Origin of the sequence: Rhodanobacter ginsenosidimutans (genome assembly GCF_042655685.1) — a bacterium.
GTDB lineage: Bacteria > Pseudomonadota > Gammaproteobacteria > Xanthomonadales > Rhodanobacteraceae > Rhodanobacter > Rhodanobacter ginsenosidimutans.
In genome coordinates this window covers 25,171-51,028 of record NZ_JBHSMM010000007.1, presented here as the reverse complement: position 1 = coordinate 51,028, position 25,858 = coordinate 25,171, and the positions used below count along the sequence as shown (strand labels likewise).

Here is a 25,858-nt window from a genome sequence, read left to right as displayed (position 1 = left end):
GCCAAGCAAACAACAGAACGGCCACGAGGCAGCCATGGGCGATTCCGCGATCTACCAAACTGGCCATTTTTCTGAGCATTAATGTCTAACGCTTGAGTTAAGCGGCGGCGAAGCCGTCGGCCTTGGACGAACTGTTAGGGCGATGGTTTGTCGTAGTTGATCCAAACGCGATAAATCGTGACGCCTTTGACCGTGTAGCTGTCGAAGGAGCTGAATATGAAGCGGTCCTTGCTCTGCGATAAAGGAGCCATCTGAACCTTCGTACCATTGCTGACAAGTGCTTCTGCTTGATTGGCCAGTGCTCGGGCGTTCTCGCCTCTAAGCCCGGGAGTCTCCAACGCGCCGTGAAGCTTGGCGAGGCAATTATATGTGGAAAGCCAATTGTTTGTGGCTTCGTTAAGGCCCGTGCCCTCATACGTGACCACGACGATTCGCAAGAGATGGCCACCCCGGAGGTAGAACTGAACATTCTGCTTTTGGTCGCAAAGTGTTGCGTTGTATGTCTCGAGGTCGCCGTTCTTGAAGGTGCGATAAGGCCCATGGCTTGACACCGCACGAATCTCGGCAGCCGTCATCCCAAAATGCCACGGTCCAAAGCCGCTCGCGGATGCAGTAGATGCAATACTGGTCAGCGCGAAAAATATCAGAAGCCGCATTCTTGAGTCCTAACGCTGGAGTTAAGCGGCGGCGTAGCCGTTCGCCTTGAACGAGTTGTTAGGCGCCACTCTAGGTGAACGGTTTGATCATGTTGAAGCTTGAAACTTTGTACCCCACCGACTCGTACAAGGTCTGCGCAGCGGGGTTGGGGGCGAAGACTTGGAGCGCCATGCCGGAGAGTCCGCGCTGCCGAGCAAACTGCTCGACAAAGCCAAGCGCTTCGCGAGCGTGACCTTGGCGTTGCGACTTGGGATGGACCTTCAGTTGGATGACGAATGCCGCCTTGGTCGTTCCACTTGGCATCACGGCGACCCAGACGTAGCCAACCGGTTCTTGCTCGACTGTGGCGAAGATCTCGAATATGTACTGATCTGGGGTTTCAAGCCCCCGTGAAAGCATGTTCTCCGTTTCGCTCCTTGAAAGGCCAAGCGCTTCTTCGGCCCGCCAGCGGCCGACCGCAATGTTTTCTTCGGCATAGAATGCGACAGCCTCTTCGAAGAAGGCTGGGTATGCTTCGGTACGCATTGGGGCAAGAGTTGTCATGCGGATGGTCTCTGATGCCTAACGCTTGAGTTGAGCGGCGGCGAAGCCGTCCGCCTCGAACGGGTGGTTAGGCAGCCTGTGGCTCACCTGAGCTGCCCTGTGACTGCCGCAACAAGCAACGTACCGCCGACGCACGCGATGAAGATACACAGCGCCTTTAAGCATTTGCGACGATACCGCAAGCCATCGTCTGTGAGCGATGGTATCGCCGAGTAGCACGTTGGCAGGGTTCCACAACGTGTCGCGACCCCGGAGATTGACGCTCGGACGCGCGTGACGTATGGCCTTGATGGCGTAGAGGACACATGCAAACAAGGCGATGGGGGCCGTTGACCTACTGCTGCAAAAGCCACGAGTGCCACACCTGCGAGAACTTGGGACATTCCTGTCTCCGTGCCTGACGTTCAAACTCAGCCGCCCGCCTGCCGCCGCACAGCCGAGGCGTGCCGGTCGGCTGGATCGCCCTGTCGGGCGTCGCCTCATGTCCCTTTTACGTAACCCATTGCTTCAACAATGCGTCCGCCACAAACCCGCATCAAATTGATGCCGCGGATCGAACTGGCGTCGTCCGTGCCCCAGCAGTAACGCCACCTGATAACCGCCCGTTCACCGACGACAAACACCTCTTCGCGCACGAACCGGGCACTCGTCGAACTGGCGAGGCCTTGCCAGTTCGCCAGGCACGCAGCCTTTCCAAGGAGGCGGGCACCGTTTGGGGCGGGGTTGGTATTCTCAATGACGCAATCATCAGCCACGAGAGCTTCCATGGCTTGTGGATCGTGACGGTCGAACGCCTCGTGAAACTTGCGGATGACGTCCCTTGTCTCGCTCGCCGCATTATTTGCAGGCCCCAGAATCGCGATCTGATCCGGGGCGAGGGATGGATAGTTCATAAACTTTCTCCTTGAACGGGAATTGCGATGCCCGACACCTGAATTCAGCGGCCGCGCGGAGCGGGTTAGGCTTGAGTTGTCAGGCGTCACTCCGCACCGCTGGCTCAGTCAATCCTGTCCGGTTATCCGGCCTTCAAAGGCCCGGCGACCTTGTAAGTACTGAGGATGACGCCGGAAGGCATGGCTTCCGAGCCGAGGAGCTCGAATGAGCACGCCGGAGTCCCCTCCGCAAGGAGGCGCTTCCCCCTGCCCAACAGAACCGGATAGACGATCAGCAGGACCTCATCCGCAAGCCCATGCTCGAGCACCGGCGACGCAAGCGTGGAGCTACCCCAGAGAATCAGGTCCGGGCCGTCCTGCGACTTGATGCGGCGAACACTTTCGACAATGTCCGGTCCCAAGCCCTCGAACGGGCCCCATTCAAGGCTCTCCGGACGGTGGGTAGCGACATGTTTTGTTGCCGCATTGAGGCCGTCCGCCATCGGACTGCTCGGTGCCTTTGGCCAAAAGCCCGACCAGATATCGTAGGTGCGACGACCAAGCAGCAAATCGAAGCGCGCTCCCAGCGCGGCCGTGAGTGCGTCCAGGCCGACGGGGGTTCGATAGGGCGTGGTCCAGTTGCTGTAAGGGAAATCGCCGTCATCGGCGGAATGCTGGATCACGCCGTCCAGCGAGATGTGTTCGATGATTCTGAGCTTTCTCATTTGGCTCTCCGGGTTCTGGAATTCTGCGACACCGATGTACGGGCGACTCGGCTTGCGACCATACGACGAACCACAGTCGAGACTTTCGACAGTTCGAGGTGCTGGCTAACCCGGACAACTTCGAGCAGAGGCTGGACGGCCCGTGCGGCCTACCGCCCGAGTTCAGCTGCAAAGAATTCAAACAGGAGGGCGCGCGCGGCGCGCACAATCAATAGCGATCCTTTGTCAGCTGCAACGATCGTCAGACGCCGGGCGATTGGACATGTGCGGGTGAGCCCAGAATATGGACTCACTGCGCGAGTGGAATATCGCGTTCAGGCTGGGACACACGTCAGCTGAATCGCGTCCCTGCCAACGCGATCGCAGCCCACAATGCGGGTGGTGGGTCGGACGCCGGCAAAGTACGGCTTTCCCCCGCCCAGCACGAACGGCCGGAAGTAGAGACGATATTCGTCGATCAAGCCGAGATCGGTGAGGCTCCGCCGCCAGGGTGGGCCCGGCGACGTCGATCCCACCGTCGACGTGCTCCTTCAGTCTGCGCACAAACGCGTCGCCGTTCTCGGCGACGAGTGTCGCGTTCGGGCCGACCGATTTCGGCTTACGTGAGACGCCCCATTTCGGCTGCGCCTGCCATGCCGCGGACGTGATCGTTGAAATGAAGGCCACGTGCGGCGCCAGGGAGGAGGCAATGTCAGTCGCCCCGCGGCGTCATCGACGTATCCGTCGAGGGATTGCATCATGCCGAAAACGAGCTTGCCCATGCCTTCAGCCTCCGCATGGATGTCCGACGGGGTTTCTCGCGGTAATCGGACCTCAACGGCGAGAGATCGCACCCGCGAACAACACCCGCAGGCTGGCCGGGAGCGAAACGAAGAAACGATGCTTATTGCGAAGCCTGGTTGCGACGCTGGCGCTGACTTGGCAACAACTCCGAAAAGCTCTTGAAGCCTAACGCTTGAATCAGTGGCGCGCGCAGCACGTACGCTGGATCGAGCAGTCAGGTGGTCCGCAGGTACGCAGGTGCATCTGCATGTTCTTCGAAGCCACCATACTTGATCCCGGACGGATAATACTCAGCAGCGAACTGCACTTTTCCCGCAGCTTCTTCAGACGCGACGCTAGCAATGAACGCCAGCATGAGGTCAATACCAGCCGACACCCCCGCGGATGACCATATGTTGCCGTCACGAACAAAGCGTTCCTCCACGACCTTTACATCACCCAGTGCACGCATGCGCTGCAGCGAACCCCAGTGTGTGGTGGCCATCCTGCCGGTGAGAAGTCCAGCTGCATGCAGCAGGAATGAACCGGTACAGACAGACAAGATGGCTTGGCAGGATGCCGCTTGCTGTGCGATGAAATCAACGAGCTGTCTGTTGTTGACCTCTGTCCGCGTGCCCTGCCCACCGGGAATCAAAAGGTAGTTGAGCGCGGGGCATGTTTCGAACGACGCGTGTGGCGTGATTTCCATGCCTTTAGCACAGATCACAGGCTCCAGCGACTGGGCAACCATGAGGCAATGTTCTGGTCCTTGTGCGTGTTTGGCCCACATGGTGAGCATCTCCCATGGCCCCACAATATCAAGCTCTTCCGCCTGTGGAAAAATGAGAACACCAAAGTTCATGGACATAATATTGGGCACCTAACGCCGGAGCTGAGCGGCGGCGTAGCCGTCCGCCTCGAACGAATTGTTAGGTTGCACCCGCCCGATTGATGGCAGCATGCAACCGACGACCTACGGCAAACAATCCTGGCAACAAGGCCAACATACCCAAGACTACTGCCGGTCCCGCCCAATAGAAAGTTGGTAATGTGACGTGCGCCTCCGCCAAGGTACGCGACAGGTACAATAAGCCAAGCGGCAGATTGAGTAGGACTGCGGTTGCAGTGCCCGGCATGTACCTGCGCGTGGCGACCGTAGCCAGCACATGTGGCGCAAATACATTCAGAACCATGGCTAACGCATACCCCGCCATCAAGTACGCGGCAATACTGCCCGGGCGAGAAACTGAAGCTGCCACTGTAACCGTTACAAATAGCGCCGAAAGAATAATGACGGCTGTACGAAACACCTGAGCCGTGACCGGCTTGTAGAACCGTCCGGCGTGTTGAGACCAAGCAGGCAACAACAGGGCTTCCTCGGCGTTGTGCAACAACGCACCGAGAGTAAACAGCCAGCCAATTGCGATAAGTGACATGTGCAACCTAACGCTGGAGTTAAGCGGCGGCGAAGCCGTCCGCCTTGAACGAAATGTTAGACCGCAACCCCGCCATAGAACTGCTCGGTACACGTTAGCGCGAGCCGCCGCCACGGGGCGACCCGCGAAGACGCCGACCGACAAAGCGCCCAACTACGCGAACGCACAACAAGTACACAACCACCACGAGGAAGAACCAGACACCCCCATCAAGCGCAGCCTTTAGCTGAAAATAGAAGGCGCTGAAGAGAATGACGCCAGCAAGGTAGATGAGAAATTCCATGCCTGTCGCTTGCGGCCTAACGCTGGAGTTAAGCGGCGGCGTAGCCGTCCGCCTTGAACGAGTTGTTAGGCCGCTCCAGCGGAAGACGTGGGTAGCGGGTAGGCAAGAACATTTGAATATGCGTTGTGCCACAGCATATCTTGCGCATGTGCCATCAAATCGCGAGCATCCGCGCCTCGAAGGATCTCCTCAACCTGCGCTTCGGGCAAGAAAATTTGATGAGCGTTGCCCGCTTCGATTGCGACTGGACAACCGTCAGAAACGCCGAAGTATCTGAAGCTTGTATGCACCCAACCCAAGGTTTTCGGAAACCGCCGGTACTTGATGACGAATGCTAGCTTTTCGCGAATTGACGCGCATCCGGAACGGTACAGAGGTCCAACTGATGCCAAGTGAACCGTATGGCTCGACTTGTTTTGTACAAAAATATAGACCCCTGGACCTTGCTCGGGATGCAGACCAAAGGTAAGGCGCGCTTTTACCTTTGGCTTTGCTCGCAAGACGTTCCATGCGAAGACCACCGTTGAAAGAATAGCGGCATAGACCGCGAGCCAATCAGTTACCTTCAAGATGTGCCCCCGTGGCGCATTGAGCGGCCTAACGCTGGAATTGAGCGGCGGCGCAGCCGTCCGCCTCGAATGAGATGTTAGGTGCCAAAACCATCTCGGTTACTATTTCGGCGAGCACGAAAGTAAATGAATAATGGAACTAGAAACGCCCATATGAATGGGACTATGACGATACGGAAGAACAAAGCCAACCACCCGTTTGTTGCCCCAACAACCCTTAACGCCACCATTCCCGGAGCACCCCAAACTTCGAGAGGCAAAGCACCTGCAAATATCAAGGTGAGAGCGGCGTGAGCGCCAGACGGCGAAGGATGATCCATGGCGAGGGATCCCATGAACGTGACCACAAGTGCTAAGGCGAGAGCGGCAAACCCCAAGGCGACAGAGATGGCCAAACCTATGAAATATGCTCGTACGAGTCGACTCTTTTTCATGGCACCTAACGCTGGAGTTAAGCGGCGGCGCAGCCGTCCGCCTTGAACGAAATGTTAGACGACCTGCTCGATATCCTTGACGAGCCTTTGAGCGCCCAGCCTAAGTATTTCATATACGCCAAGTCTTGCTTGTTGAACGTCGAACAAATTGACCATCGCTTGGACGTCCGACAAATCATAGTTGCGATATCTAACGATTGCCGCCAATTGCATAAATTTCTCAGCGTCTAGGTTATCGATAATCACCACGTCCATCGACGTTTCTTTCCCCGCAAACGTTATATCAATAGATTTCTTGGATATGGGCTGTGATCCGACATGAATCTGATAGTTGCGTAGCAAACGCATGAAATGTAGTAGTGGGCTACACGACGAAAGGATACTGAAAGTGTACCCCGCAGTTTGAACAGATTCTTCAATACCTACGAATTCAACAAGCGCGGCTCTTATATATGCCGCTGCGTGCATTTCTAGTGTGTAGCCATCCCGATGTGTGTAGTTACCGATGTTGAAGAGCATGTGGAGGCACGAAGCGGCGCGCTCGTAGAGGTGCGGGACCTTCTTCAGCGTGTCCGGAGGCGGCCGCCAAAAAATATCTCCCCGAACTATGTCAGGGTAGTCTTGAAAGTCTAGTTGAACCTTCATCAAGTCGCCTAACGCTGGAATTGAGCGGCGGCGTAGCCGTCCGCCTCGAATGAGATGTTAGACCACGCGCTAGCCAACACTTGGAAATGACCAAGGTTCTAGAACATAGCCGCGTTCTTCAAGGCTTGAGCGGGCATGAGCTATAGCTGCCTCCAGTCGCCTTGAATTTGTTGCCTGTTGCCTGAGCATATCGTCTGCGGAAAGCAGAGGCTCGTCACCGTCGAATACGCGAAACCTGAAGCGATTGTCGTAGTCCCAGGGCTCCGCAACGCAGCGAAGAGGCGCGAACGCAGAAGCAAATATTGATGAAGCCCGCTCAATAGTCAGCTCATGGTTCATCGATAGCTCCGGAAGGGATCTAACGCCTGAGTTAAGCGGCGGCCCGAGAGGGCCGTCCGCTTGGACGAGGAGTTAGACGGTTGCGACGCAGCTTGCTCGGGCGACAACGACCGTCACGACGAGCGCAGAGCTTGAACAACCGACTACCCCAAAACAACCAGCTCTGAAAGCTGAGGCTTGCGACGACGCCGCGCGAAAAGCTGCTGCGACGACGGACGACAAGCCAGCGCGAAGCTGGGCGAAACACATGCAACGAAGAACCACCACGAGCTACCGACTAACGCTGGAGTTAAGCGGCGGCGAAGCCGTCCGCCTTTGAACGAAATGTTAGACGCCGTCGGCTAAACCCAAACAGCGCCCACCTGAATGAACGTGCCTATGACTATGAGCCAAAAACCCACTGAGGTGTTGAAGAACGCAAAGCCCTTTGACCAACTGCGGAAAGGCGTGTCAGGGTTGTAAATGATTTCGCGAGTGATGTACGACGGCGGCCCATAGGGATACTTTTTGTCGTCGCCATATTCACCGGAAATTTTGGCAAAAAAACCACTAACCTCCAGCTGCACGACACCGGCAACTGTGCAAAGAAGGCCCGACGTTGCAATGAGCTTGGAGGCGTTGGACCAGCCAAAAACTACACAATACAGTCCAAGCAATCCGGTTGCGAAGGTGGCGAGTAATAGCGCTACGAAAGCCTTGCGTTCGTTGCGCTTGAAGTAATTTGCCATTGTTCCGCGCTTGGACTGAAGGAGTGGTGACGGGTCTAACGCTGGAATTAAGCGGCGGCGAAGCCGTCCGCTTGGATGACTGGTTAGGGGTTGCCTCAGTTTTCGAGGACGACAACACCTTTACCAGCAGCTGCGATTTGCACCAGCTCATGCGTCGGACGTAGCGCTAGGCCGGTGAACGTGACCTGCGCACCGCTGCCTTTCGCAGCGGCAGCAATTTGTACAAGCTCATGTGTAGGCTTCAGACCCGCCTTAAGACTGAAGCCTCCGCCAGCGGCAGCGATTTGAACCAGTTCGTGTGTTGGTTTGAGTTCGAAGCTCATGGATTACCCCCTAACGCTGGAGTTAAGCGGCGGCGAAGCCGTCCGCCTTGAACGAACTGTTAGGCCTGCCGGTACGTTACCGATTGAGTTCATGCGGCTCTAGAACACGCTCGATCTTGATTTGGTAGACCAAGAATATTTCTCGCTGTATCCCTGCACGATCTTTGACGGATGGATGACACAAATGTTCTCGGGCAGACGCTCCAGAGGCTGACAGATAGTAAGACCTGCCCTGCTTGTAGACCCATACACGATCTGGCTCACCAGAGCCGTTGGTGCCTTCTGCTACGAACAACAAGCTTCGTGATTTAGCCAAGAACAGCCTCCGTGTGTAAGGCCTAACGCCGGAGTTAAGCGGCGGCGCAGCCGTCCGCCTTGAACGAAATGTTAGGCGGCTAACGTTACGGCCAAAAATTGCTCGCGGATGGTATATAGCCTTGCTTTACCCACCTAGAACCAAAGTAACCGACACATACGACCGAAACGATAAGGTCGCCAAGATAGATAAGTAGAGGCTGACCAAGGGCGGTGATGATCCAGTCCAGTAGAAAGTGAATCGCCAATACTGTTAACCCAACTAGGGCTGCTTGGCCTGGTGGAAGCTTTGGCGCGGCCCACTTCATTCCTAAGACTGCGATGACCGTCAAAATGGGAATGGCGAGTGGGTATGCTGAATAAGTGGTGCTAAGCGAAACATAAGCAATTGTCGCCAAAGCGAGCATTTGAAATGCAACGGTTAGCTGGATGCGACGCGGATAGAACGGAGGCTGGCTCATGATGAATCCTTTCAATACGACGGTTGTGAAGCCTAACGCTGGAGTTAAGCGGCACGCGGCACGCGCGTCCGCTTGGACGACTGGTTAGAGTGCGTGCCACAGGGACTGTTACTCGCCATCCTTGTCGATGCCGCGACGCACGCGCTCTATGCGAGCAAGACCAGCGGCCATAGAGGCAAGCTCAAAGAAATGCATGTCGTACGCATCTGGATGGCCGGAGGATTGCCATTCTTCGATTGCGGATAAAAGGCCCATGACCACGCCATGCTCGCACGCGGCGTCTTCGAGCTTTTTGACAGTTTCGGCGTCGAAGCCTTTGAGCGTCGGTGACATGATTTGATAGCACTCCCTGGGAGCTCTAACGCTGGAGTTAAGCGGCGGCGTAGCCGTCCGCCTTGAACGAAATGTTAGACGGTTGCGACGCAGCTTGCTCGGGCGACAACGACTGCCACGACCAGCGCACTGCTTGAACAACCGACTACCCCAAAACAACCAGCTCTGAAAGCTGAGGCTTGCGACAGCGCTGCGCGAAAAGGTGCTGCGGCGACGGACGACAAGCCAGCGCGAAGCTGGGCGAAACACATGCAACGAAGAACCACCACGAGCTACCGACTAACGCTAAGTAGATTTCAAAGTGCAGTCTAATCCTGCAGCCTAATCCCTGCATCCCGCGGCTTGCCAGGGCCGGCAGCCTACACGAATCAATGGGTTGCGCTTCTTGGGCCCGCCTAATCTGGCAACCTAATCTCGCCGTCTATTGCAGACTGGGGACACGGATGACTTCCTTTGGCGACGCGGGGAAACGGACGGATGGGGCAGCGGCGGCATCGTCGCCGAAGCTGCTCGACCAGGTGCGCGACCGGATGCGGCGGCTGGGCATGTCCAGGCGCAGTGAGGACGCTTATGTCGGCTGGATTCGCCGTTTTATCCTGGCCAACGACAAGCGCCACCCGGCCGGACTCGGTGCGCCGGAGATCGAGCGTTTCCTCACCGCGCTGGCGGTGCATGCCCATGTCGCTGCGGCTACGCAGAACCAGGCCTTGTCGGCGCTGCTGTTCCTTTACAAACAGGTGTTGGGCATCGAGCTGCCGTGGCTGGACGGGATCGAGCGGGCGAGGCGGCCGCAGCGTCTGCCGGTGGTGCTGACCCGACCGGAGGTGACGGCGCTGCTGGGCGAATTGACGGGCCTGCCGTGGTTGATGGGGAGCCTGTTGTACGGCACCGGGATGCGGTTGATGGAGTGCATGCGCGTGCGCGTGAAGGACGTGGATTTCGAACGTCACGAAATTCTGGTGCGCCAGGGCAAGGGGGCGAAAGATCGTCGCACCATGCTGCCACGTACGCTGGCCGAGCCATTGCGGGCGCAGCTGTCGGAGGCGGAGCGAATCCACCAGCGGGATCTGGCGGCCGGCTTCGGCCGGGCCTGGATGCCTGACGCGCTGGCGCGCAAGTTTCCTGGCGCTGCGGCGGAGTGGGGCTGGCAGTACGTGTTTCCCGCGGCGGCGCGCAGCGTGGACCCGCGCGACGGCGCGGAGCGTCGCCATCACGTGGACGAGTCGCGGCTGCAGCGCGCGGTCAAGTCGGCGCGGGAGCGCGCGGGCATCCTCAAACCCGCCACATGCCACACGTTGCGCCATTCGTTTGCCACGCATCTGCTGGAGGCTGGCCAAGACATCCGCACGATCCAGGAACTGCTGGGCCACAAGGACGTGGCGACGACGGCCGCTCTTGCGCATCCATGCGCCCGCGGCATTGGCACATCCGTGTGCAGCACAGATCTATACGCATGTGCTCAATCGGGGCGGGCAGGGAGTGGTGAGTCCGCTGGATCGTTGAGCGGATTGGCTGGGGTGAGGGTGGGGTGGGACTGTTCGCGCTGTCGGGCCCTCACCCCAACCCCTCTCCCCGAGGGGACAGGGGCTATTCGGGCATGGGGTGGGGGTGTGCGTGCTGTCGGGCCCTCTCCCCCAACCGCTCTCCCCCGGGGAGGAGAGGGCTATTCGGGTGGCGAGTCAGTGGGGGCGGGGGTGGTTGATCAAGACGTGATGGTCCGCGCCATCGTCTTTCAGCGGGATATGGGCGTCGGGTCGCGCGATGCCGTCGAGGTGGACGGTGGCGGGGCTGTCGGGCGGAACCACGCGCAGTTCGATCCGGTACGTGGTGTCGCCGTGGCGATAGGTCATCGAGAAACCTTCCCACTCCGGCGGCAGCACGGGCGCGAAGCGGAGGTGGCCGGCTTCCAGTTTCAGGCCCAGCAACGACTCCACCATCAGGCGATACATCCAGCCTGCCGAGCCGGTGTACCAGCTCCAGCCGCCGCGGCCGGTGTGGGGTTGGACGGCGTAGACGTCGGCGCAGATGACGTAGGGCTCGACCTTGTAGACGTCCATCTCGGTGGCGTCGTTGGTGTGGTTGAGCGGGTTGATCATGCGCAGCAGTTCCCACGCGCGGGTGTGGTCGCCGCGTTCGGCGAAGGCCATGGTGGTCCAGATGGCGGCATGGGTGTACTGGCCGCCGTTTTCGCGCACGCCGGGCACGTAGCCCTTGATGTAGCCGGGGTCGTGCGGGGATTTGTCGAAGGGCGGGTCGAGCAGCTGGATCAGGCCGGCGTCGCGGCGCACGAGATGGCGGTCCAGTGATGCCATCGCCTGTGCCTGGCGTTCCGGCGTGGCCACGCCGGACAGCACCGACCAGCTCTGCGCGATGGCGTCGATGCGGCACTCCATGTTTTCGCTGGAACCCAGTGGGGTGCCGTCGTCGAAGTAGGCGCGGCGGAACCACTCACCGTCCCAGCCGTGCCGTTCCAGTGCGGCGGTGAGTTTTTGCACTTCGTCATGGCAGCGTTTGGCGAAGGCTTCGTCGCCGCGCAGCTGTGCCACTTCGGCGAAGCGGTTCATCACTTCGCAGCTGAAGAAGCCCAGCCACACGCTTTCGCCGCGGCCTTTTTCGCCGACGCGGTTCATGCCGTCGTTCCAGTCGCCGCCGCCAATCAGCGGCAGGCCGTGCACGCCGCGGCGCAGGCTGTGTTCGATCGCGCGCACGCCGTGCTGGTACAGCGTTTCGATGAGGCCCGAGGGTTGCGGCAGGTCGTAATAGGATTCCTCGTCGGGATGCAGCGCGCGTCCTTCGATATAGCCCACGCGCTCGTCCAGTACCGCGGTGTCGGCGGTGGCCAGCACGTAGCGGCTGATGGCCAGCGGCAGCCACAGGTAGTCGTCCGAACAGGTGGTGCGCACGCCGCGGTCGAGCGGCGGGTGCCACCAGTGCTGCACGTCGCCCTCGGGGAACTGGTGGGCGGCGCACAGCAGCAGTTGCGCGCGGGAAAGCTCCGGCGCCGCGTGCAGCATCGCCATCGAATCCTGCAGCTGGTCGCGGAAGCCGAACGCGCCGCCGGACTGGTAGTAGCCGCTGCGCGCCCAGAAGCGGCAGGCGATGGTCTGGTACATCAGCCAACCGTTGGCCAGCATGTCCAGCGCGGGCTCGGGCGTCCTGATCTGCACCGCGCCCAGCGTGCGTTGCCAGTGTGCACGCACCTGGGCCAGCGCGTCGGCAGCGGCGCTGGTGCCACGGAAGCGCTGCACCAGGGCGCGGGCGTCGGCGCTGTCGCGGCCCAGGCCCAGCCGGAACACGATCTCGCGCTGCTCGCCCTGTTCCAGCGGCACGGTCATCTGCAGGGCGCCGCAGGGGTCCATGCCGGCGCCGAGACGGCCGGAGAGATGCGCGCGCTCCAGCGCCGCCGGCGTATGCATGCTGCCGTTGCGGCCCAGGAACTCGGTGCGGTCGCCGCCCACGCGGCGGTCGGGGTCGTCGACGTCGAAGAACGCCACGCGGTCGGGGAATTCGCCGTTGTAGGCGTTGCGCGCGAACAACGCGCCGGTGGCGGGGTCGGCTTCGGTGACCACGTGCATCGAGGTTTTTTCGCGCAGGTCGCCGAGCAGCCATTCGACGTAGCCGACGATGCTGAGCCGGCGCGGGCGGTCGGAGCCGTTGCGCAGTTTCAGTACCGAGAATTTCACCGAGGCATCCAGCGCCACGTACATCCACAGTTCGCCGTGGATGCCGTCCTCGGTGTGCTCGAACACGCTGTAGCCGAAGCCGTGGCGGGTGACGTACTCGCCCTCGCCGCGATGCGGCAGCGGGGTGGGCGACCAGTGCTGGCCGGTGTCCTCGTCGCGCAGGTAGATGGCTTCGCCGCTGCTGTCGCTGACCGGGTCGTTGTGCCACGGCGTGAGCCGGAATTCGTGCGCGTTCTCGCCCCAGGTGTAGGCGCCGCCGCTTTCGGACACCACGGTGCCGAAATGCGGGTTGGCCAGCACGTTGGACCACGGTGCCGGGGTAGCGTCGCCGGGGCGCAGCACGATCACGTACTCGCTGCCGTCCGCGCTGAAACCGCCGTGCGGGTTGGGCAATTGCAGCGTGCGCGGCTCGGGCGTGGCCGTGATGGTTTCGGTGGGGGCGGCGGCGCGGCGGGTGCGGTCGGGTTCGAAGCGCGGGGCGTGGGTTTCCACGCGGCGGCGGCTGATCTGCTCGGTCAGGCTGCCGCGGGTGTCGCCCAGGATGATGCGGGCGCTGGCCTGCACCACCATCCGATCCTCGCTGGACAGTTGCTGCGACGGCCGCACGAAGATGCCACCGGGGCGATCGAGCAGGCTCGCTTCGCTGCCCGACGCGATCAGGCCCATGATCTGGTCCTGCAGCTCCTGCCGGTAGCCGGCGCGGTCCTCGTTCCAGATCACCAGGTCCACTGTCAGGCCTTTCAGCCGCCAGTACGCGTGGGCCTGCACCAGTTGGCGCACCAGCTCGATCCGCGCCGGGTCGGAAATCTGCAGCAGCACGATCGGCAGGTCGCCGGAAATCGATTGCCCCCACAGCCCCGACTGGCCGCGCCGGTTGCCGCGCAACACGGCCGGGTCAGCGCGCAACTGCGTGTTCGGGTAGATGATCGCGGTGGCCATGTGTTCGTACAGCTGCGCATCGGCCAGGCTGGCGTTGAGCTGGCGCAGCAGCACCTGGCTGTGCGTCCAGGCCAGGTCGAACACGCGGTCGGCCAGGTGGCGGTCGCGGTATTTGCCGATCAGCTGCAGGCAGCCGTCGCGGCTGTCGGCCATGCCGGTGACCAGGTCGATGGTGGCCGACTGTTCGGGCTCCAGCGTGATGCGACAGCGGATCGCCACGATTGGATCGAGTACCGAGCCCTCGCTGTTGGACAGCCGGGCCTGCTCCAGATCCAGCACCTGCGGTTGCGCGGTGCTGCGGCCGCGGCCGATGAAGCGGGCGCGATCGGTCTCGTAGGAAATCTGGTCGATGTGCGCGTTGTGCACGGCCAGCAGGTGGCACATCCACGGCACCGCCTCACCTTGCGAACGCGGCCGGCGGCTGCACACGATGGCCTGCAGCTCGGGCAGCAGCTCGGTCTGCACGAACAGGTTGCTGAAGGTCGGGTGCGCGGCGTCGGTGATCGGCGGCGCCAGCACCACTTCGGCGTAGCTGGTCAGCTCGATCGTGCGTCGGCCACGGCCGCGATTGGTGATGCGGGTGCGGCGCAGTTCGATGTCGTCTTCGGGCGAAACCACGATCTCGGTATGGGCGTGGAAATCCTTCTCGCGCACGCGGAACTCGGCCCGCGCGTCGGAGAAGATCGCCTCGAACAGTTCGGTCTTCTTCAGCGTGGGCTGGTAGGTGGTGGCCCAGTACTCGCCGCTGGCCACGTCGCGCAGGTAGCAGAACATGCCGTAGTGGTCGCGCGTGATGTCCTCGCGCCAGCGCGTCAGCGCCAGCTCGCCACGGCGGCTGTAACCGCCGCCGGCGCTGCTCACCATCACGTGGTAGCGGCCGTTGGACAGCAGCTGCACGGCGGGGCGCGGGCGGTCGGGGTCGGTGAAGATGCGCAGCCGCGACTCGGCCATGCGTGGTGTGCCGTCGAATTCGGGGAAGCCCGACGCATGCAGGTATTCGGCTGCGGTGCGCGGGATGCGCTCCTGCAGCAGCAGGCTGGTGGCCTGGAACGGCGGGTACGACTCGAACCGCCGCTGCATCGGCTGGCCCAGCAGCGCGTGCGCCAGCGCCAGCAGGCTCATGCCCTGGTGATGCGCCATGAACGACTGCACCAGCGCCGAACCTTGCCCCACCGGCAGCCGCGCCGGGGTGTAGTCGATCGCCTCGTACAGGCCAAAGCGCCCCAGCGCGCCGGCTTCCGTCGCCAGCCGTTGCAGGTTGGCGGTGGCGGCGGCGGGCCGCACCATCATTGCCAGCGCGGTGGCGTAGGGCGCGATCACCACGTCCTCGCCCAGCCCGCGCTTCAGGCCCAAGCCGGGCACGCCGAACGCGCGGTATTGATAGTTGAACTGCGCGTCGCGGGTGTTGTAACCGGATTCGGAAACGCCCCACGGGACATTCAGCTGGTTGCCGTATTCGATCTGCCGGCCCACGGCCGCGCGGCAGGTCTGGTCCAGCAGGGTGTTCTCGTAGCTGGGCATCACCAGCATCGGCATCAGGTACTCGAACATCGAGCCGGTCCACGACAACAGCACCGGCTCGCCCGCGCTGGTGGTCAGCAACCGGCCCAGTGCGAACCAGTTTTCCTGCGGCAGCTGGCCCTGGGCGATGGCCACGAAACTGGCCAGCCGCGCCTCGGAGGCCAGCAGGTCGTAATAGCCTTCGTCGCGGCGGCGTTCGTCCACGTTGTAGCCGATCGCCAGCAGGTCGCGGCCGGCGTCGTACAGGAAGTGGTAATCGACCACGGCCATCTCGCCGGCCTGGTCGGCCAGTTGCTCCAGCAGGGCGATGCGCTCGCGCGCGCGTTCGCGGATCGCCTCGGCGCCGGCCTCGCAGGGCCAGCACAGCGGCTCGATACGACCCAACTGGGCCAGGGTGGGAATGCCGCTGAAATTGATCTTCTCGTCGGCCGGGGGATCGAGCTGGAAGGCCTGCACGTCGTCGTACAGCTCGTGGCATTGCTGCACCAGCGCAGCGCTCCAGAATGCCACCTCGTTGTCCGGTTCCTGCGGCAATTCCAGCGCCAGTGCGTTGGCGTGGTCGCACAGGCGTTGCAGCAGCGCGACAGCCTCGCCGAGCGTGGCCGGTGGCGTTTCCACCGCGGCATCCAGCGCGCGCCGCATCGGTTGCAGCACGGTCGGGCGCACGCTGCCCAGCGCGTCGCGCAACACCGCCACGGTATCGCGCAGGCCGTGCAGCAGGCGCGGGTGGAACAGCGGCTCGTCGACCAGCGCCAGCAGGCCTGGCTGCAGCGTCAACAGGTGGCCGGCGAGGTTGCCGCTGTCCACCGTGGAGACGTACAGCGGCTGCAGCGGCTGCAGGGTCTGCGTGTCGTACCAGTTGTAGAAGTGCCCGCGGTGACGCGTCAGCGCGCGCATCGTGGCCAGCGTGTGGCGGGTGCGGTCGAGCAGCCGGCCCATGCTGAGGAAACCGAAATCGTAGGCCGCCAGGTTCGCCAGCAGCGCCATGCCGATATTGGTGGGCGAGGTGCGGTGGGCGACCACCGGCTCCGGGTCTTCCTGCATGTTGTCCGGCGGCAGCCAGTGCTCGGCCGGGCCCACATGGGTATCGAAATAGGCCCAGGTGCGCCGCGCCAGCGAGCGCAGGAAACGCTGCTGGCTACCGCTGGGCGCAAACGCGCTGGCGCGTCGTGGCTGGCTGATCCACCAGGCGAAACCTGGCGAGCACAGCCACAGCAGCAGCAATGGCTCGGCCAGCAACAACACCATCGGCCGGTGCAGCGCCAGCACCACGGTGAGCACCAGCGCCAGCAATGGCCCGATCCACATCAGCCGCCACAGCGCGCCCAGCGCGTTGCTGCTGGTGCGTTCGGCATCGCTGGAGGTCTGCCATTGCAGCAAATGGCGACCGCTGAAACCCATGCGCCACAGCGTGCGCACGATGGCGTCGAGGCTGTACAAGGTTTCGTGCGGCAGCCACGCCAGCCCCAGCAGCATGCGCGCCAGGTGTTGCGCGGCCGAGCGGAAGGCCGCGCGCAGATGCTGATCCAGTTGCACCTCGGCCGGCTTCTGCACCAGGTCCAGCAGCGCCGCCAGCATCGGCGGCAGCACCACCATCGCCAGCACCGCCAGCATCCACGACAGCGGCGGCGACAACATCAGCCAGCCCACCGCCAGCAACACCACCAGCGACGGCGGCACCAGGCTGCGGCGCAGGTTGTCCAGGATTTTCCAGCGCGACAACGCGGTCAGCGCATTGCGGCGCCAGCCGTCGTGCGCGGTCGGCGCCCACGGCAGCAGCCAGGGCAGCAGTTGCCAGTCGCCGCGGATCCAGCGGTGGCGACGCTTGACGTCGGCGCTGTAGCGGGCGGGGTATTCCTCGTACACCTGCACGTCGCTGAGCAGGCCCGAGCGCGCGTGGCAGCCTTCCACCAGGTCGTGGCTGAGGATGCGGTTTTCCGGGAAGCGGCCGTCCAGCGTCAGCTCGAACGCATCGATGTTGTAGATGCCCTTGCCGATGAACGAGCCTTCCTGGAACACATCCTGATAGACGTCCGAAACCATCCGCGTATACGGGTCGATGCCGGCGTCGCTGCCGTACAACTGCGCGTAGCGCGAGCGTGCGGTGCTGGGCAGGCTGACGCCCACGCGCGGTTGCAGGATCGAGTAGCCGGCCACCACGCGTCGCTGCTCCGGGTCGTACACGGCGCGGTTCAGCGGGTGATCCAGCGTGGCCACCATCTCCTGCGCGGAGTCGCGCGGCAGCTGGGTGTCGGTGTCCAGCGTGATCACGTAGTGCACCGGCCCCAGCGTGTCGATGTCGCCCACGATCAACTGGAAGCGGTCGTGGCCGTTGCCGCGCAGCAGGGCATTCATGTCCGCCAGCTTGCCGCGCTTGCGTTCGTGGCCCATCCAGCATTGCTCGGCATCGTTCCAGCGGCGCGGGCGATGGAACAGGAAAAAGCGGTCGCTGTCGGTGGTGGCGTAGCGCTCGTTGAGCGCCTCGATGCGCCGCTGCGCCAGCGCCAGCAGCGCAGCGTCGCCGGGCAGGGTTTCGCTGGCCGCGTCGGTGAAATCGGTGAGCAGCGCGAAGTGAAGATTCGGATCGCGGTTGCCCAGGAAACGCACCTCCAGCGTCTCCACCAGATCCTCGATGTCCTGCGCGTTGGCGAACAGGCTGGGCACCGCCACCAGCGTGCGCGCGCTGGCCGGGATGCCGGCCGAATAATCCATCCGCGGCAGCCGCTGCGGTTCCACCATCAGCGTGGCCAGCCAGTTGAGCAGGCTCATGCCCAGCTGGCTGGCCACGATGGCGGCGGGGATGGCGATGGCGATGATCCCCCACAGCGGCAGGCCGTCATGGAACGCGGTGAGCACCAGCGGTCGCGCGAACAGGAACGTCAGCAGCGCCAGCAGGCCCAGGTGCACCGGTAGTGGCGTGCGGTCGAACTGGCGACGCAGCGCCTCGCCCAGCAGCGGGCGCACGCCCAGGCGTTGCTCCAGCGTGCGGCGGCCCTCGTCGATCAGGTAGAAACCGACATGCTGTTGCAACGCGGGCGGCTCCGCACGGCCACACAATTCCAGCGCCGCGTCGGCCACCTGTTGTTCGGTCAGGTGGTGATTGCGCGCCATCGACTCGACCACGTGGCGATAGCGGTCGCGGGTGGCGAAATCCATGGTCGGGTAGATGCCGGCCGGCTCCTTGCGCAGGCGTTGTTCGACCAGGCTGGTGTGCTCCACGAAATCGCGCCAGTCGATCGCCGACAGCGCGCGCAGGCTGCCGATGCTGTTGCTGATCGACACCTGGTGCGCGGCCTGCTGCTGCGCCTCCAGTTGCACCAGGTGCTCGATGCTCTGGCCCGATTCGGACAACCGCTGTTCGATCCAGCTCAGCGGCAGCGCCAGCGCGGGGCTCTGGCCTTGCAGCCGGCGCGTCATCTCGGCCACGAACGAGCTGGCCATGGCCGGGTCCGAGCGCGCCATGTCGGCCACCACCAGCACCACGTTCTTGGGGTCGCTTTCGGCGCTGGCGGTGAGCGCGTCGGCCCAGCCCACGGCTTCGCTGCGGTGGCGCCAGTCGGCCATCACGCGGGCCGCCACGCGGCGCAGGTTCTCGATCAGCGCCAGCCGCAGCATGATCGGGATCGCCCACAACTCGCCCAGCTTCAGCGGCGTGATCGTCTGGTAGGCCATCACGAAGCGGCTGAGGCTGGCGATGTCCACCCGGCCATCACCGTGCGAGATGATCTCCAGCGCGATGTCGTACACGCGCGGCAGGGTGATCGACGGCCCCTGGCTCAGCCGCGGCAGTTCGCGGCTGTAGCCCTTGGGCAGGTGGCGCCGGGCGAGGCGGATCTGCTCCTCGATCAGGTACAGGTTGTCCAGCAGCCATTCGCCCGCCGGCGTGACCCGGCTGCGCTTGCGCGTGGCCGCGGTGAGGCGTTCGCAAGTGTGCAGCAGCACCGCTTCGTTGTCGGCCAGGCGCGCCAGCAGCAGGTCGGCGTTGGAGCGCTCGCTGATCTTGTGCTGCGCGGCCAGCACCGCGCCGTGGCGCTCCATCTGTTCGGCGCTGAACAGCTCCGAGCGCAGTGCCGGCTCCTGCTCCGGCCGCGCATGCGCCGCGACGCGGCGGCGGCGGAACGCGCGCAGGCGACGCAACTTCAACAGATCGAGCAGGCTTGCGATTTTCAATTCCGGTTTCCTTGGGCGCTGGCCACGCGCAGGCACCGGCGTCCGCTGCGTGCGATCGCCCGACCCTGTCGTGTGAGGAGCAGACCGCCTCGGCGGCTGACTCTGCTGCCAGCGTACGCGTCGGCGTGTGAAGACGATGCGCTAGCATGGCCCGCTCCCCCTCCACCGGAGCCACCCATGCCGCCCCTGTCGATCCGCCCGGCCACGGTTGCCGACATCCCCGACCTGCTGGCCTGGAACAGCGCGATGGCGTGGGAAACCGAGCACAAACGGCTGGACCCCGCCGTGCTGGAACGCGGCATCGCCGGCGTGCTGGAGCAACCGCGGCGCGGCTTCTACCTGATCGCCGAGCGCGACGGCGTGGCGGTGGGCGGCTTGTTGCTGACCTACGAATGGAGCGACTGGCGCAACGGCGATTTCTGGTGGATCCAGAGCGTGTACGTGATCCCCGCCGCGCGCCGCAGCGGCGTGTTCCGCGCGCTGCACGCGGACGTGGCGCAACGCGCCCGCGCAGCCGGTGCGGTGGGTTTGCGGCTGTATGTGGAAACCGAGAACGAGCGCGCGCAGGCCACCTACGCGCAGCTGGGCATGCAGCGCTGCCCGTACTGGATGTATGAGACGGATTTCACGACGGGCGACCACAGGTGATTTTCTGTGGGAGCGGCTTCAGCCGCGATGCCTTTTGCTTTTGGCTTTCAAAGCAGGAGCATCGCGACTGAAGTCGCTCCCACAAGTGGGGCTGAGGACCGCTATTGGGTGGGTGCCGACAACCGCCCGCTCTCATCCAGCACGACCTCACCACGTGCCTGCAGCTCGATGGCCATGCCGTAGCGTTCGGAAAGTCGGCTCAGCAGCGCGTCGCGCGCCTGCGGATGCAGCGGGTAACCGTGCGCCAGAACGCGCACCGAACCGTCGGCATCGCGCTGGCTCAGCGTGATCGCCACCACGCCCAGGCCCGGCGCCTCGTGCGCATACAGCGTGGGCGTGCTGCCGTTGGCGGCGGCGGGCGCCAGTGTTTCCAGCAGATAGCCGCGGCCGGCTTCGCTGTCGTCGCCGGCCATGGCCAGCGGCAGTTGGTGGGCGTCGAGCAGGGCGGCGTACTGGCGCAGTTCGAACACGATGCCGGCGAAATCGTGGGCGCGTTGCTGCGGCTCGCCGTGCTGCGTGGCCAACCATTGCGCGGGCGATTGCGCGGTGATGGTGCCCTGCGCGTAATGCCAGCCCAGGCCGCGGGCGCTCATCGCAGACTCGTCGCGCTCGGGCGTCAGCAGGGCCGCTTCCAGCAGCGCCCACAGCGGCGCCAGGTTGACATGCTCGTACTGCACGCAGGTCAGCGCCATCAGGTCGTGGCGGGTGAGGTAGCGCACGTGCTCCAGCGGAATGCCCAGCGTGCGCATCAGCCAGTCGGCGGTGTGCGCGCCGGCTTCACCGCGGCCGATCAGTTGCAGCTCCCACTGCTCGGACAGCGTCTCGGCCAGCTCGGCGGGTGCCAGCAGGCTCAGCGGCAGCAGGCGCATCGGGCCGTCGGCGTAATGCGGTGAGGGCTCCAGGGCAGGCGCCGGCATCTGGCCGTCGTTGCTGCCAAAGGCCACCACGTTCTCCAGCTGGCCGCGCGGCACGCGGCGCGCCAGGTCGCCCAGCGTGGACCACACCGGGAAATTCGGCCGCAGCAATTCCACCGGATCGAACAGCGCGCCAGCCAGCGCCAGCCGCGCCGCGTCCACCTGCGGTACCAGCCCGCGCAGGTCGGTGGCCACGTGCTCGGCCAACTCATCCGCCTCGTCGCGCGTCAGCGTGAGCCGGGGCGGCGTCTGGCCGGCAGCGATTTCGAGGGCGAGTACAGCGGGCAGGTCGAGCAGCGTTTGCGCTTCCACGTGGGGAATTCCGGGCGGGAAGACCAATTCTAGCGGGTATGGGGGATGGGGGCCTGGGAGTCGAAGGACGATGACCACAGAAGCCCGAGGGCACTGTGATCTCCTCTCCCCATTGGGGAGAGGACACAGGAGAGGGGGCTGGTGCTTGCGGGGGAGGTTGATGGATGGAGTTTTCGGCGGTGTGGTTTCGCTGGGGTTTCCCTGCTGCGTGTTCCGCTTCGTCGCGGTTTCCCCGCGGCGTGTGCCCCCTCTCCCTGCCCTCTCCCCGCAGGGGAGAGGGGGATTACGGCTTTTTTGTGGTGCCGAGGGGTGGCGGTTGCGGTTCGCCGCGGCTGAATGAACCTGCCACCCCGCGCCGTGGTGGGGTTTCCCCCGGATGCACTGCGGGTTAGCCTTGTGAGACTTGATATTTTCGGATCGTCCTGAGCATGGAGAACACGCAGAAGCGCGTCGGTGTGGTTGGCGGGGTACGTATTCCGTTCTGCCGCAACAACACGGCCTACGCCGAAGTCGGCAATTTCGGCTTGTCGGTAAAGGTGCTCGGCGCGCTGGTGGAACGCTACGGACTGCATGGGGTGGAGCTGGGCGAAGTGGCGCTGGGTGCGGTGATCAAGCATGCGGCGGACTGGAACCTGGCGCGCGAGGCACTGCTGTCGTCCGGGTTGGCACCGACCACGCCGGGCATCACCACGGCGCGCGCCTGCGGCACCTCGCTGGACAACGCGATCATCGTGGCCAACAAGATCGCCGCCGGGCAGATCGAGGCGGGCATCGCGGCCGGCTCGGACACCACCAGCGACGTGCCGATCGTCTACGGCCGGCGCCTGCGCAAGCGCCTGCTGGCGATGAACCGGGCCAAGACGCCGCTGGACAAGTTGAAGGTGGCGCTGCACGGCTTCTCATTCCGCGAATTGAAACCCGCGTTTCCCGGCGTGGCCGAGCCGCGCACCAACAAATCGATGGGCGACCACTGCGAGCTGATGGCGAAGGAGTGGCACATCAGCCGCGAAGCGCAGGATCAGTTGGCGCTGGACAGCCACCGCAAGCTGGCGGCGGCGTACGAGAGCGGCTTCTTCGATGATCTGGTAGTGCCGTTCCGCGGGCTGAAGCGCGACGGTTTCCTGCGCCCGGATTCCACGCTGGAAAAACTGGCTTCGCTGAAGCCGGCGTTCGACAAGCGCTCCGGCCAGGGCACGCTGACGGCGGGCAATTCGACCGGTTTGTCAGACGGCTCGGCCGCGGTGCTGCTGGCCAGCGATGACTGGGCCGCTCGCCACGGGCTGAAAATCCAGGCCTATCTGCGCGATGCGGAAGTGGCCGCGGTGGATTTCGTGCACGGCGAGGGCCTGCTGATGGCGCCCACCGTCGCCGTGCCGCGCCTGCTGGCGCGCAACGGCCTCACCCTGCAGGATTTCGATTACTACGAAATCCACGAGGCGTTCGCGGCACAGGTGTTGTGCACCTTGCGCGCGTGGGAATCGGCCGAGTACTGCAAGAACCGGCTGGGGCTGGAGGCGCCGCTGGGTTCGATCGATCCGGCCAAACTCAACGTGCACGGCTCCAGCCTGGCGGTGGGCCATCCGTTCGCCGCCACCGGCGCGCGCATCATCGCCACCTTGGCCAAGCTGCTGGAGCAGAAGGGCAGCGGCCGCGGGCTGATCTCGATCTGCACCGCCGGCGGCATGGGCGTCACCGCGATTCTCGAGCGGCCGTGAGTCGCGGCCCGTATCGACATGCCACGCCTTCGCACCACCACCGGTCTTAGCTTGCTGCTGCTGGCCGGAGGCATTGCCGGCACCGGCTGGCTCAGCACGCTGACGGCCGGCTGGAGCGGCCCGGTGGCGAAGACGCCGAGCCGCCATTCGGCCACCATCGCCAAGGCACCCGTGCAGCGGCATGCGCGTGCGCCGGTGCACGTGGCGAAGGCGAAGGTCGTTCGCACCGCGCCGCAGGAAGTGGCGCCTGCGGCCACGCCATCACCGCCCGCTCCGCTGGAGCCGGTGGCGATGCCGTATGACACCACGCAACCGTGGTACAAGCTGCGCGGCCATCTGGACGGCCGCGTGGTGGTGCACGTCGATACCGATGGCCGCGGCCAGGTCGACCGCGCCAGCCTGGTCGAATCCAGCGGTGACCCGGTGCTGGACGAACACGCCTTGCGCAGCGTGCGCGGCTGGCGCTTCGCCGTACCGGCCGATCACCCCGCCGGTGTCAGCGGCGAACTGCCGATGCGCTTCTCCTCGCACCAGGACAGCCTCGCCCGCGCACCGTAAACCGCGCTGCGACCGGAGCGCGCCGCCCTCCGATTCCCATTCCCTGCTTCCTCAAAGAATCCCTTTCGCACCCACGCCGAACGCGGTAATCAGCCGCGTGATGATCAGCTTCGGCGACAGCGCCACGTCCGGGAAATCGCCCACCGGCCGGTAGCAGTTGAAGAAGTTGGGGTCGCTGGCCAGCAGGGGCTGGCAGCCAGCCTTCAAGTCGTAGCTGGTGGCGTAGCGGAACGGCCACAGGTCGAACAGCGGCAGGTGTTCGGAGACGGTGCCGATGGCCTGGTTGATGTCCGTCAGCACCGGCACCACGGGGCGGCGTGGCGCGATCACCCAGGCGTTTTCCGGTTGCGTGTCGCGCAGGATGGAGCTGCGCAGTTCGTCGGCAAAATGCCGGTCGTAGACGATGACGCCCGATTCGGTGTTGTAGTGATCCGAGCGTGGATCGAAGTTGTGCGAGCCGACCATGGCAAAATTGTCGTCCACCACGATCGACTTGGCGTGCAGGCCGAAGCGGCGGCCTTCGCTGAGCAACGGCGCTGGCCGGCTGCTGCTGCCGCGGCTGCCCAGCAGGTGGAAGCGCGCCTGGCGGGCGCTGGCCGGCGTGGCGGTTTCCGGTGCCGGCGTCGGCGAATCCATGCCCAGGTTGGCCAGCTCGTTGTCGACCGCCGCGGCCACCGCGTGCGGCTTCATCTCGTGGATCTCGAAACCGAATTTGGTGAGGTAGCGTTTGCGGTGCTTGTACGACATGGCGTACACGGCGAACGCGTCGGTGGACGCCAGCGAGTTGGTGGACACCACGATGCGCGGCGGTTCGGCGCGCTTGTGCAGTCGGCGGAAAATCTTCTGCGCCTGGTCGCTCATCACCAGGTACGGCGTCTGCAGCAGTACCTCGCGTTTCGCGCTGGCGATCATGTGCATGATGTGGCGGGTGAATACCTGCGCGCGTGCCCGCTTGGGCGCGCGGGTCTTGGTCGGCATGTCGCTGAAGTAATCCACGTTGCCGACCTCGATGCCCGGCGCGACCAGCCACGCATGCAGCCACGACGGATCCTCCGCGGCCTGTTGCACCTGCGCCACGCGCAAGGGTCGTCGGTACTGCGGTGGGCGCCAGGTCGGCGCCTCGGCGTCGGACAGGATGCGCTTGTTGAGATCGCGCAGGTGGGTCAGCGGCACGGAGCGGCGGTGGTTCCAGAACAGGTCGAAACTGTCGGCCATCTCGCGCGCCGCCGGCCCGGCGACCATCACGTCGCGGTCGACGTAATTGAAGTCGTCATCCCAGTTGAAGTAGCGATCCTCGTAGTTGCGCCCGCCGGTGATGCCGATGCTGTCGTCCACCAGCAGCAGCTTGTTGTGCATGCGCTGGTTGAATTTCATGAAGCAGCAGATCACGCCCGCGGCGAACTCCAGTGGCGGCGTGCGCGCGTTGTGGAAGGTGGGGTTGTACAGCCGCACGTGCAGATTGACGCTGGCGCGCACCAGCCGGTCGAGCAGGTCGAGGTCGTTGAAGGAGAACAGCTGGTCGGCCAGGATGCGCACCTTCACGCCGCGTCGCGCCGCCTGCACCAGCTCGTTCAACATCAGCTGGCCGGCGTCGTCCTGGGCCCAGATGAAGGTCTGCACGTCGATCGACTTGCGCGCGGCGCGCACCAGGTTCACCCGCGCGGCCAGCGCCGGCTCGCTGTCGTCGAGCAGGGTGACCACGTGCACCGGTTGCTCCGGCGTGGATTGGGCCAGCGCGCTGTCCGCCGCCTGCAGCAGCGGCGAGGGCTGGGCGCAATGGTCGGCTTGCTGGCAGGTGAGCTGGCGGTCGATGGTGTCGGCCACCGCCAGGTCGGCCTGGTGGATTTTCGCGCGCGACACGGCGCAGCCTTGCAACAGCAAGGCTGCGAGTAGAAGGGACAGGGAAAAGAGGCGTGACGACATGCACGCATGATACGGGCAGTGTCGTGAGGGCGTTGATGACGGAGGCGCGG

The 25,858-nt window shown here is 63.8% G+C and carries 19 protein-coding genes and 1 pseudogene; 4 read left to right on the top strand and 16 right to left on the bottom strand.

What is annotated here, in order from left to right:
* Positions 1 to 134: 134 nt before the first annotated feature.
* From ACFPK0_RS16325 to ACFPK0_RS16265, 13 genes are all read right to left on the bottom strand, one after another.
* The gene (locus ACFPK0_RS16325) at positions 135 to 656 is read right to left on the bottom strand and encodes a hypothetical protein (protein WP_156458394.1); all 522 of its coding nucleotides are present in this window, start codon (positions 654 to 656) and stop codon (positions 135 to 137) included.
* A 70-nt stretch (positions 657 to 726) separates the two neighbouring features.
* Positions 727 to 1,200 (bottom strand): GNAT family N-acetyltransferase, encoded by a 474-nt coding sequence (locus ACFPK0_RS16320; protein WP_082520250.1) that lies wholly within the window; start codon positions 1,198 to 1,200, stop codon positions 727 to 729.
* Positions 1,201 to 1,679: 479 nt separating this feature from the next.
* Complete coding sequence (locus tag ACFPK0_RS16315) at positions 1,680 to 2,093, bottom strand: nuclear transport factor 2 family protein (RefSeq protein ID WP_377342238.1); 414 nt, start codon at positions 2,091 to 2,093, stop codon at positions 1,680 to 1,682.
* Positions 2,094 to 2,215: 122 nt separating this feature from the next.
* The gene (locus ACFPK0_RS16310; protein ID WP_377342236.1) at positions 2,216 to 2,797 is read right to left on the bottom strand and encodes a dihydrofolate reductase family protein; all 582 of its coding nucleotides are present in this window, start codon (positions 2,795 to 2,797) and stop codon (positions 2,216 to 2,218) included.
* A gap of 314 nt (positions 2,798 to 3,111) precedes the next feature.
* Complete coding sequence (locus tag ACFPK0_RS16305; RefSeq protein WP_377342234.1) at positions 3,112 to 3,312, bottom strand: dihydrofolate reductase family protein; 201 nt, start codon at positions 3,310 to 3,312, stop codon at positions 3,112 to 3,114.
* Between the two features lie 482 nt (positions 3,313 to 3,794).
* Positions 3,795 to 4,427, bottom strand: coding sequence for a DJ-1/PfpI family protein (locus tag ACFPK0_RS16300; protein ID WP_377342232.1), 633 nt, complete (start codon positions 4,425 to 4,427; stop codon positions 3,795 to 3,797).
* A gap of 61 nt (positions 4,428 to 4,488) precedes the next feature.
* The gene (locus tag ACFPK0_RS16295) at positions 4,489 to 4,995 is read right to left on the bottom strand and encodes an HXXEE domain-containing protein (RefSeq protein WP_377342230.1); all 507 of its coding nucleotides are present in this window, start codon (positions 4,993 to 4,995) and stop codon (positions 4,489 to 4,491) included.
* Between the two features lie 348 nt (positions 4,996 to 5,343).
* On the bottom strand, positions 5,344 to 5,847 hold the full coding sequence (locus ACFPK0_RS16290; RefSeq protein WP_377342228.1) for a hypothetical protein: 504 nt from the start codon (positions 5,845 to 5,847) through the stop codon (positions 5,344 to 5,346).
* Between the two features lie 488 nt (positions 5,848 to 6,335).
* Positions 6,336 to 6,926 carry an alpha/beta hydrolase gene (locus tag ACFPK0_RS16285; RefSeq protein ID WP_377342226.1) on the bottom strand — a complete coding sequence of 197 codons (591 nt, stop codon included), beginning with the start codon at positions 6,924 to 6,926 and terminating at the stop codon, positions 6,336 to 6,338.
* A gap of 680 nt (positions 6,927 to 7,606) precedes the next feature.
* Positions 7,607 to 7,993: a hypothetical protein gene (locus ACFPK0_RS16280; protein ID WP_377342224.1), complete on the bottom strand. Its 387-nt coding sequence runs from the start codon at positions 7,991 to 7,993 to the stop codon at positions 7,607 to 7,609.
* Between the two features lie 95 nt (positions 7,994 to 8,088).
* A complete protein-coding gene (locus ACFPK0_RS16275) occupies positions 8,089 to 8,316 on the bottom strand; it encodes a hypothetical protein (protein WP_377342221.1) in 228 nt (75 codons plus the stop codon).
* Between the two features lie 401 nt (positions 8,317 to 8,717).
* On the bottom strand, positions 8,718 to 9,092 hold the full coding sequence (locus tag ACFPK0_RS16270; RefSeq protein WP_377342219.1) for a hypothetical protein: 375 nt from the start codon (positions 9,090 to 9,092) through the stop codon (positions 8,718 to 8,720).
* A 108-nt stretch (positions 9,093 to 9,200) separates the two neighbouring features.
* Positions 9,201 to 9,425 carry a hypothetical protein gene (locus ACFPK0_RS16265; RefSeq protein ID WP_377342215.1) on the bottom strand — a complete coding sequence of 75 codons (225 nt, stop codon included), beginning with the start codon at positions 9,423 to 9,425 and terminating at the stop codon, positions 9,201 to 9,203.
* A gap of 443 nt (positions 9,426 to 9,868) precedes the next feature.
* On the opposite strand from ACFPK0_RS16265, the pseudogene ACFPK0_RS16260 reads away from it, so the two are divergent.
* A pseudogene (locus tag ACFPK0_RS16260) lies at positions 9,869 to 10,928 on the top strand (integron integrase).
* 176 nt (positions 10,929 to 11,104) lie between these two features.
* Here the strand turns inward: ACFPK0_RS16260 and ACFPK0_RS16255 are convergent.
* The gene (locus tag ACFPK0_RS16255; RefSeq protein ID WP_377342213.1) at positions 11,105 to 19,738 is read right to left on the bottom strand and encodes a GH36-type glycosyl hydrolase domain-containing protein; all 8,634 of its coding nucleotides are present in this window, start codon (positions 19,736 to 19,738) and stop codon (positions 11,105 to 11,107) included.
* 177 nt (positions 19,739 to 19,915) lie between these two features.
* Here ACFPK0_RS16255 and ACFPK0_RS16250 point away from each other — a divergent pair, with 177 nt between their 5' ends.
* Positions 19,916 to 20,386 (top strand): GNAT family N-acetyltransferase, encoded by a 471-nt coding sequence (locus ACFPK0_RS16250; RefSeq protein ID WP_377342211.1) that lies wholly within the window; start codon positions 19,916 to 19,918, stop codon positions 20,384 to 20,386.
* A 101-nt stretch (positions 20,387 to 20,487) separates the two neighbouring features.
* On the opposite strand, the gene ACFPK0_RS16245 is transcribed toward ACFPK0_RS16250, so the two are convergent.
* Entirely contained in the window at positions 20,488 to 21,612 is a 1,125-nt protein-coding gene (locus ACFPK0_RS16245; RefSeq protein ID WP_377342209.1) for a hypothetical protein, read from the bottom strand.
* Positions 21,613 to 22,040: 428 nt separating this feature from the next.
* Here ACFPK0_RS16245 and ACFPK0_RS16240 point away from each other — a divergent pair, with 428 nt between their 5' ends.
* Positions 22,041 to 23,327: an acetyl-CoA C-acetyltransferase gene (locus tag ACFPK0_RS16240; RefSeq protein ID WP_056607329.1), complete on the top strand. Its 1,287-nt coding sequence runs from the start codon at positions 22,041 to 22,043 to the stop codon at positions 23,325 to 23,327.
* Positions 23,328 to 23,345: 18 nt separating this feature from the next.
* On the top strand, positions 23,346 to 23,885 hold the full coding sequence (locus ACFPK0_RS16235) for an energy transducer TonB (RefSeq protein WP_056083843.1): 540 nt from the start codon (positions 23,346 to 23,348) through the stop codon (positions 23,883 to 23,885).
* Positions 23,886 to 23,936: 51 nt separating this feature from the next.
* On the opposite strand, the gene ACFPK0_RS16230 is transcribed toward ACFPK0_RS16235, so the two are convergent.
* Positions 23,937 to 25,808 (bottom strand): phospholipase D-like domain-containing protein, encoded by a 1,872-nt coding sequence (locus tag ACFPK0_RS16230; protein ID WP_377342206.1) that lies wholly within the window; start codon positions 25,806 to 25,808, stop codon positions 23,937 to 23,939.
* Between the last annotated feature and the right edge of the window lie 50 nt (positions 25,809 to 25,858).

Coding starts and splice junctions, on each gene's coding strand:
- ACFPK0_RS16325 (WP_156458394.1), bottom strand. CDS start 656: ATGCGGCTTCTGATATTTTTCGCGCTGACCAGTATTGCATCTACTGCA.
- ACFPK0_RS16320 (WP_082520250.1), bottom strand. CDS start 1,200: ATGACAACTCTTGCCCCAATGCGTACCGAAGCATACCCAGCCTTCTTC.
- ACFPK0_RS16315 (WP_377342238.1), bottom strand. CDS start 2,093: ATGAACTATCCATCCCTCGCCCCGGATCAGATCGCGATTCTGGGGCCT.
- ACFPK0_RS16310 (WP_377342236.1), bottom strand. CDS start 2,797: ATGAGAAAGCTCAGAATCATCGAACACATCTCGCTGGACGGCGTGATC.
- ACFPK0_RS16300 (WP_377342232.1), bottom strand. CDS start 4,427: ATGTCCATGAACTTTGGTGTTCTCATTTTTCCACAGGCGGAAGAGCTT.
- ACFPK0_RS16295 (WP_377342230.1), bottom strand. CDS start 4,995: ATGTCACTTATCGCAATTGGCTGGCTGTTTACTCTCGGTGCGTTGTTG.
- ACFPK0_RS16285 (WP_377342226.1), bottom strand. CDS start 6,926: ATGAAGGTTCAACTAGACTTTCAAGACTACCCTGACATAGTTCGGGGA.
- ACFPK0_RS16280 (WP_377342224.1), bottom strand. CDS start 7,993: ATGGCAAATTACTTCAAGCGCAACGAACGCAAGGCTTTCGTAGCGCTA.
- ACFPK0_RS16275 (WP_377342221.1), bottom strand. CDS start 8,316: ATGAGCTTCGAACTCAAACCAACACACGAACTGGTTCAAATCGCTGCC.
- ACFPK0_RS16270 (WP_377342219.1), bottom strand. CDS start 9,092: ATGAGCCAGCCTCCGTTCTATCCGCGTCGCATCCAGCTAACCGTTGCA.
- ACFPK0_RS16265 (WP_377342215.1), bottom strand. CDS start 9,425: ATGTCACCGACGCTCAAAGGCTTCGACGCCGAAACTGTCAAAAAGCTC.
- ACFPK0_RS16250 (WP_377342211.1), top strand. CDS start 19,916: ATGCCGCCCCTGTCGATCCGCCCGGCCACGGTTGCCGACATCCCCGAC.
- ACFPK0_RS16240 (WP_056607329.1), top strand. CDS start 22,041: ATGGAGAACACGCAGAAGCGCGTCGGTGTGGTTGGCGGGGTACGTATT.
- ACFPK0_RS16235 (WP_056083843.1), top strand. CDS start 23,346: ATGCCACGCCTTCGCACCACCACCGGTCTTAGCTTGCTGCTGCTGGCC.
- ACFPK0_RS16230 (WP_377342206.1), bottom strand. CDS start 25,808: ATGTCGTCACGCCTCTTTTCCCTGTCCCTTCTACTCGCAGCCTTGCTG.